The organism is Mitsuaria sp. TWR114, assembly GCF_007997345.1.
The window spans coordinates 1-7,537 of sequence record NZ_VOSR01000564.1 but is presented as its reverse complement, the minus strand read 5'-3'; the positions used below and the strand labels follow the sequence as shown (position 1 = coordinate 7,537).

Annotated in this window: 5 protein-coding genes; 1 reads left to right on the top strand and 4 read right to left on the bottom strand. The window is 73.0% G+C overall.

The genetic code is table 11. The annotated features are described in order from the left end of the window. From FUT87_RS19490 to glnE, 4 genes are all read right to left on the bottom strand, one after another. On the bottom strand, positions 1-1,893 hold a 1,893-nt coding region (locus FUT87_RS19490; protein ID WP_147242102.1), incomplete at its 3' end, for an AAA family ATPase. Between the two features lie 176 nt (positions 1,894-2,069). Beyond that, on the bottom strand, positions 2,070-2,954 hold the full coding sequence (locus FUT87_RS19485; protein WP_147242101.1) for a DMT family transporter: 885 nt from the start codon (positions 2,952-2,954) through the stop codon (positions 2,070-2,072). Between the two features lie 9 nt (positions 2,955-2,963). Further along, a complete protein-coding gene (locus FUT87_RS19480; protein WP_147242100.1) occupies positions 2,964-3,566 on the bottom strand; it encodes a rhomboid family intramembrane serine protease in 603 nt (200 codons plus the stop codon). Positions 3,567-3,587: 21 nt separating this feature from the next. Further along, positions 3,588-6,359, bottom strand: coding sequence for a bifunctional [glutamate--ammonia ligase]-adenylyl-L-tyrosine phosphorylase/[glutamate--ammonia-ligase] adenylyltransferase (gene glnE / locus FUT87_RS19475; protein WP_147242098.1), 2,772 nt, complete (start codon positions 6,357-6,359; stop codon positions 3,588-3,590). A gap of 35 nt (positions 6,360-6,394) precedes the next feature. Here glnE and FUT87_RS19470 point away from each other — a divergent pair. Then, on the top strand, positions 6,395-7,537 hold a 1,143-nt coding region (locus FUT87_RS19470; RefSeq protein ID WP_147242096.1), incomplete at its 3' end, for a YhdP family protein.

Below are 7,537 nucleotides of genomic sequence, written 5' to 3'. Positions count from 1 at the left end.
GCCGATCCAGCGCACCGTGGCGCCGCCGATGCCGACGCAGTTGGGCAAGTGAGCGTCGACCACCGCGCGCGGCTCGTCGAGCTCGCGCGCGAGCAGCTCGCCGACGTCGTGGATGACCGGGCTGGCCGCGGTGCGCTCGGCATGCCAGGCCCAGCGCATGGTCGCGGGGTCGTAGGCGAGCAGGCCCTTCGCGACCAGGCGCCCCAGCAGACGGCGGATGAAGAAGGGGTTGTGGCCGGTCAGGTGCTGGACCAGGTCCAGCAGCGGCCCCAGCGCCGAGACGTCCTGGTGCAGCACCTGCGCGACCAGGGCGCGCACGGCGTCGTCGTCCAGCGGCCGCAGCGCCAGGTGGCATGCGCCGGCGCGGCTGAACAGCGGCGCCGCGCGCAGCGGATGCGGCGCGTCCGTCTCGCCCGACCGCATCGAGCCCGCCAGCAGCAGCGGCGCATCGGGGTGGTCGATCAGCAGGCGCTCCAGCACCTTGAGCGTGTCGACGTCCGCCCACTGCAGGTCGTCGATCAGCAGCACCAGCGGACGCTCCGGTCGCGCGAAGGCGGCGAACAGCCGGGCCATGGCGCGCAGGACGATCTCGCGCTCGAAGACCAGCGCCGCGTCGCCCGGCACCGGCGCGGCCGGCCCGTCCTGCGGACCGAGCACGGCGGCCAGGCCCGGCACCCAGCCGGCGAGCGTCGCGCCGACCGGTTGCGCGGCGCGGCGCAGGCGGTCCCGCCAGGTCTCGAAGTCGGCCTCGGCGCTGCCCAGCACGCCCTGCAGCAAGGGCTCCAGCGCCCGCGCCAGCGCGTCGAAGGGCACGCCGCTGCGCGCGGCGTCGCACTTGCCGGCGGCCACCAGCGGCGCGACGGGCTGCCGCATCCGCGCGACCGCTTCGCGCAGCAGCGCCGACTTGCCGATGCCCGGTCCGCCCCAGACCCAGGCGGTGCGGGCGCCTTCGCCCTCGGCCACCGCGCGATAGAGCGCGGCGAGCTGGGCGAGCTCGTCGTCGCGGCCGACCACCGGGCCGGGTTCGTGCGCGCCGGCCAGCGCGGCGCCGGCATCGAGCACGAAGTCGGGGATGGTGCCGTGGCGGCGCAGCAGTTCGTCGCAGCTGCGCAGGTCGGCCAGCAGCGCGCCGGCGTCGGCATAGCGGCGGTCCGGCGACTTCTGCAGCAGGCGCAGCACCAGGCGCGAGAGCTGCGCCGGGACCTCCGGCCGCAGCGCGTGCACCGGCGACGGCAGGCGGGTCGCATGGGCGTGGATGCGGGCGGCGGCGTTGTCGCCATCGAAGGGCGGCGCGCCGGTCAGCAGTTCGTGGAACAGGCAGCCCAGGGCGTAGAGATCGGCGCGCGCGTCGACCTCGACATTCATCCGCCCGCCCAGCTCCGGCGCCATGTAGTCGAAGCGGGCATCGTCCCAGGCCAGCGCTTCCTCGCCGCGGGTCTGGGGCTCGCCCTGGCGCAGCGCGAAGCCGAAGCCGGTCAGCGTCGCCCTGCCGGCGGCCTCGTCGACCAGGATGCAATCCGGGCCGAGCGCGCGATGGACGATGCCGGCGGCGTGCATGCCGGCCACCGCGGACACGATGGCCCGCGCCAGGCGCAGGAAGGCCGCCGGCGCCATCGGCGGCCGGGCCGTCTCGCCGAGCAGCCGGCCGCCCGGGTCCTGGAGCAGCAGCACGACGCCCTCGCCACTGGGCTGCAGCGCCTGCGGCACCGCGGCCCAGTCCGGCCGGAGCGCGCCGCGCAGCGCGTATTCACGCTGCAGCAGCGCCAGCGCGGCCGGCGCCTGATGGCCGCGTCCGGCCACGAGGACGGACGGACCGCGCTGCGGACTGGCCCGGTGCAGGCGAGTCCCGCGCGGGGTCAACTCGAGGAAGGGGAGGCGGGCAAGGTCGTTCATCGCTGGCTTCAATGTAGGGAACACTACATGAAATTCGATGATATGGGCCGACCTCGACGACCGCAAGGCGACACCCGCGCGACAGCTCCCTCGAAAGAGTTAGTCCGAGGGTTTATCGGGGGTTGGCGGAGGGAGTGCGCCGTGGCGGCGCACGGCGCGGGCGTTGAAGCCGGCGCTCAGCGATTGACCATCACGATGCCGGCCGCGAGCCCGGCCAGCGCGAGCATCAGCCGCGGCGTGATCGGCTCGCCGAGCAGTAGCGCGCCCGCGAGCAGCCCGAACAGCGGCGTGCTCAGCGTGAAGCTGGACAGCCGGGTCGCCGGGTAATGGCGGATCAGCCAGAACCACAGCAGGTAGCTGGCGAAGGAGACGATCACCGCCTGGAAGCCGAAGAGCCCGACCAGCCGCCAGGACCAGGCCAGCGGCAGCACCTCGCCGGTGGCGAGCGCACCCGCCGCCAGGGCCAGCGCCGACACGCCGAGCTGGTACAGCAGCGTCTTCTCCGCGCTCGCCGACGACAGCCGCGTCGCACGGATCGCCAGCGTCGTGCCACCCCACAGCAGCGCGGCCAGCACGCCCAGCGCGTCGCCGAGCCATTGCATCGCCTGCCCGGTGCCCTGCAGGCCCTCGCCGAACGCGAACGCCACCGCGCCGAAGGCGATCAGCAGGCCCACCGTCTGGCGCATCGTCAATCGCTCGGCGGGCGAGATCAGCGGCATGCCCAGCGCGACGACGAAGGGCGACAGGTAGAGGAACACCACCATCCGCGACGCCGTCGTGTACTGCAGCCCGACGAAGATGCAGGCGAACTCGGCCGCGAACAGCAGGCCGGCGAGCAGGCCGCCGGGCAGGCTGCCGTCAGGGCGGAAGAGCGCGATGCCGCGCGCCGCGGCGAAGCCCCACACCAGCAGGCCGGCCAAGCCCGAGCGCAGCGCGGCCTGCCACAGCGGGCCGATCTCCGCCAGCGCGGCCTTGGCCGCGACCTGGTTCAGGCCCCACAGCACGCAACATCCCAGCAGGATGACCACCGCCGCGCCGTCGAGTCGCTGTTTGCGTTCCATGGCGCCGGATCATGCCCGGCGGCGTGTCCAGGCCCGCGCGGCCAACGCACACAGCAGCGCCGCCGCGGTGCCCGCGACCAGGCCGGTGAAATGCGACAGCGGCGCGATCGCGATGTTCCAGCCGTCCCAATGCCGCAGCGGCGGGCCGGCCAAGGGGCGCTCCGCCGCGACCTTCGCGATCAGTCCCAGCCCGATCAGCAGGCCGATGACGCGCTCGCGCCCATGCGAGGCGCGCATCCGCATCATCCCGATCGCGGCGACGGCGACCCCCGCATGCAGCACGCCGGAGGCGCCGCCGAAGCGCTCGAGCGACGGTTCGATCAGCAGCCCAAGCTGCGTCAGCGGCCAAGCCAGCAACCAGGCGACCGCGTCCCGTGGCCCCAGGCGCGCGGCGACGCCCAGCAGGCCCACGACGGCACAGCCGGCGAGGTTGGCGATCAGGTGCTGGGGACTCCAGTGCAGCCACGCGGCGCTGACCGCGCGCCACGGCTCGCTGGCCGCGAACCCGGGCCGCCACTCGAGCGCGGCCTGCACCGGCGCGGGCTGGACCCAGGCGACCAGCGAGCCGATCGCGAGCGCCATCGCCACCAGCAGCCAAGCGCGTCCCGGCATCGGGGCCTCGTCCGCGACGCGTCAGCCGAAGACGGCCCGCCAGAGCGCCAGCACCGCGTCGCGCTGCGGCGCGAGCGCCTCGGCGGCCTCGCCGTCGAGCGCGGTGGACTGCTCGTTGAGCCGCGCCCGGTGCTGCACGCGGCGCAACTCGCGATAGGCATCGGCGGCGTCGCGGCCGACGTTGGCGGGCAGCAGCCCGGCGGACTCGGCACGCTGCAGCAGCGCGATGTTGCCGGCATTGGCCAGCAGCTCAGGGTGTCGCGCCGAGTGCGCCAGGATCAGGTACTGCAGCGCGAATTCAGCGTCCACCATGCCACCCGGGCTGTGCTTCACGTCGAAGAAACCGGTCCGCACCGAGCGCGCGGCGCGCAGCTTCTCGCGCATCGCGACGACCTCGTCGCGCAGCGCCGCCGGATCGCGCGGCGCGGTCAGCACCGCGCGGCGGGTGGCCTCGAAGCGCTCGGCCAGCGACGCATCGCCGGCGCAGAAGCGCGCCCGCGTGATCGCCTGGTGCTCCCAGGTCCACGCGGTGTTGCTGCCGCGGCCGCCCTGGTAGTTCTCGAACGAGGTGATCGAGGTCACCAGCAGCCCCGAGTTGCCGTTGGGCCGCAGTGCAGTGTCGATGTCGAAGAGCTCGCCCGCGGCGGTGCGGATCGTCAGCCAGGTGATCAGCTTGCGGATGAAGGCGCCGTAGATCTCCGCGGCGTTGTCGTCCTCGTCGTCGAAGAGGAAGACCAGGTCCAGGTCGCTGCCGTAGCCCAGTTCCTTGCCGCCAAGCTTGCCGTAGGCGATCACCGCCAGCCGCGGCGACGGCCGGTGCTTCTGCTTGAGCCGGTCCCAGGCCCAGTCCAGCACGCATTGCACCGTCGCGTCGGCGAGCAGCGACAGCTCGTCCGCCACCTGCTCGACGCTGATCTGCCCCTCCACGTCGCGCACCAGCGTGCGGAAGACCTCGGCGTGATGCGCGCGGCGCACGCTGTCCAGCAGCGCGTCCTCGCTGGCCTCGCCATGCTCGGCCCAGGCGTCATGGCGCGCCTGCAGGTCCTGGATGAAGGCCGCGCCATCGAAGCGCTCGTGCAGCAGCCGTGCATCGGCCAGTTCGTCGATGACGCCGGGATGCTGCATCAGGTAGCGCATCGGCCAGCGCGCCAGGCCCAGCAGCCGCAGCAGCCGGCCCTGCACCGCCGGCCGCTCGACCAGCAGCGCCAGGTAGCTCTCGCGGCGCAGCAGCGGCTCGATCCAGTCGACGAAGCGCTGCGCCGCGTCCAGCGTGCATTCGCCCTGGCGCACCGCCAGCGCCGCGCGCCCGACCAGCTTGGCCAGCCGCAGCCGGGAGTCCTCGCGCAGGTTCTGCACCCGCGCCTGCTGGGCCCAGCGCCGCACGTTGGCGGCCAGCTCGGGCTGCAGCTTGTCGAGGAACTCCTCGCTGTCGATCGGCAGCGGCGGGCCGCCGCACATGCCGTTCTTGCAGCTGCCCTTGCCCGGCGCGACGCCGTCGTGCAGCAAGGCGTCGAACTCGGTCGCCACCAGCTCGCGCACCTCCATCAACCGGTCCAGCAGCGGGCAGGCGTGGCTGTTGCAGCTCAGGCAGAGGCTGCGCGCGATCCAGCCGATGTCCTCGTCCGAGGCCGGCAGGCAGTGGGTCTGCTGGTCGTCCAGGTACTGGATGCGGTGCTCGACGCGACGCAGGAAGTCGTAGCCCTTGGCCAGCGCGGTGGCGGTCTCGGGCTTCATCAGGCCGCGCGCCGCCAGGCGCGTCAGCGCCTTCAGCGTCGAGCGGGTGCGGATCTCCGGGAACTGCCCGCCGCGCACCACCTGCAGCAGCTGGACGATGAACTCGATCTCGCGGATGCCGCCGCGCGAGAGCTTCACGTCGTTGGCGCGCTCGGGCCGGCCGGCGGCGCGGCGCTGGGCCTCGTCGCGGATCTTGCGATGCAGTTGCCGCAGGCCCTCGAAGACGCCGTAATCCAGATAGCGCCGATAGACGAAGGGCGTGACCAGGCTGCGCAGCTGCATCGCGCGACCGCTCTTGACGCTGGCGCGCGGCGCCACGACGCGGCTCTTCAGCCAGGCGAAGCGCTCCCACTCGCGGCCCTGGACGAGGAAGTACTCCTCCAGCATCGCCATGCTCACCGCGGGCGGACCGGAGTTGCCGTTGGGGCGCAGCGCCAGGTCGACGCGGAAGACCTGGCCGTCCTCGGTCACGTCGCCGATCAGCGTCGACAGCCGGCGCGAGAGCTGCGCGAAATATTCGTGCGCGGAGATCCGCTGGCGGCCCGTGCCGCTGTCCGGGCCCTCGGTCTGGCCGTCGTCCTCGTAGACGTAGATCAGGTCGATGTCGGACGAGACATTCAGCTCCCGCCCGCCGAGCTTGCCCATGCCCACGACCCAGAAGTCGATGTCCTGGCCGACCGCGTCGCGCGGCGGGCCGTACAGCGCGTCGAGCTCCGCGCGGCAGTGCGCGACGCCGATGTCCAGCGCCACCTCGGCCAGATGGGTCATCGCCTGCGTGACATCGGTCATCGGCGCGCCCTGCTCGACGTCGAGCACCGCCAGCCGCTCCATCACCAGCTGGCGCATCACGCGCAGCGCGGCGGGCAGCGCACGACCGCCTTCGCACAGGCGGTCAACGACGTCGCGCATGACCGCGTCATCCGGCAGGCCGGGCGGCAGCAGGGGCAATTCGGCCGCGTAACGGCGGCGGATGCGCTGAACGAATCGGCTGTGGTCCGCGCTCGCGGCCGGCGTCGAAACGCCTGCCGGATCGGCGGTTGCCGGGGCAACTGAATCCATCGGTAAAGAAAGCTCTCGCTGGCTCATGGCCGGAAATGGCTGTGCTAGATTCGGCGACCGCCGTCCCCTCTTACATGTCTTCGTCCGCCGTCACCAGTTCTGACTCCGGTTCCGCGGTCGCGAAGCGACGCTGGTGGGCACGCTGCGCCCTCTGGCTCGGTCTGGCTTCGCTGGGCCTTTTCTCCCTGCTGATCGCGGCCTGGCTGGCATTGCACTGGGCGATTCTGCCGCACATCGACGACTGGCGGCCCCAGCTCGAAAAGCAAGCCACCCAGGCATTGGGGGTACCCGTGAAGATCGGCGCCATCAGCGCCCGATCGTCGGGCTGGATCCCGACGCTGGACCTGCGCGACGTGCGCATCGTCGAGGCCTCCGGCCGCGAAGCGCTGCACCTGCCCCGCGTCAGCGCCGCGCTGTCGCCGCGCTCGCTGCTGGCCTTCGAACTGCGCTTCTCCCAACTGCTGCTGGACAGCCCCGAGCTGCTGCTGCGCCGCGACGCACAGGGCCGGGTCTTCGTGGCCGGCCTCAGCGTCGACGGCCCCTCGGACACGCAGGCCTCCGAAGCGGCCACCGACTGGTTCTTCGAGCAGCACGAGTTCGTCATCCTCCATGGCCGCATCCGCTGGGTCGACGACCTGCGCGCCGCGCCACCGCTGGAGCTCTTCGACCTCAACCTGGTGCTGCGCAACGGCCTGCGCCGCCACCGGCTGCGGCTGGACGCGACGCCGCCGGCCGGCTGGGGCGAGCGCTTCACGCTGCGCGGCGAGTTCACCCAGTCGCTGCTGGACCGGCCCGGCGCGGTGCAGCGCTGGAGCGGCCAGCTCTTCGCCCACCTGCCGCGCACCGACGTCAGCGAGCTGCGCCGCTACGTGGACCTGCCCTTCGAGCTCAACGAGGGCGACGGCGCCCTGCGCGCCTGGCTGGACGTGGACCGCGGCGAGCCGCGCAGCCTGACGCTGGACATGGGCCTGCGCGCGGTGAAGCTGCGCGTCGCGCCCGGCCTGCCCGAGCTGGCGCTGGCGCGGATCGGCGGCCGGCTGGTGCTGAAGCAGACGCCGCAATCGCTCTCGCTGGAAGCGAAGCAGCTGGGCTTCCAGGCGGGGGACGGGCTGGACTGGCCGCGCTCGGACTGGGCGCTCGAGGTCAAGCGCGACGCCCGGACCGGCACCATCACCGGC

Bases quoted from the DNA above. Each gene is read 5' to 3' on its own strand.
- FUT87_RS19485 (WP_147242101.1), bottom strand. From the start codon at position 2,954: ATGGAACGCAAACAGCGACTCGACGGCGCGGCGGTGGTCATCCTGCTG.
- FUT87_RS19480 (WP_147242100.1), bottom strand. From the start codon at position 3,566: ATGCCGGGACGCGCTTGGCTGCTGGTGGCGATGGCGCTCGCGATCGGC.
- glnE (WP_147242098.1), bottom strand. From the start codon at position 6,359: ATGGATTCAGTTGCCCCGGCAACCGCCGATCCGGCAGGCGTTTCGACG.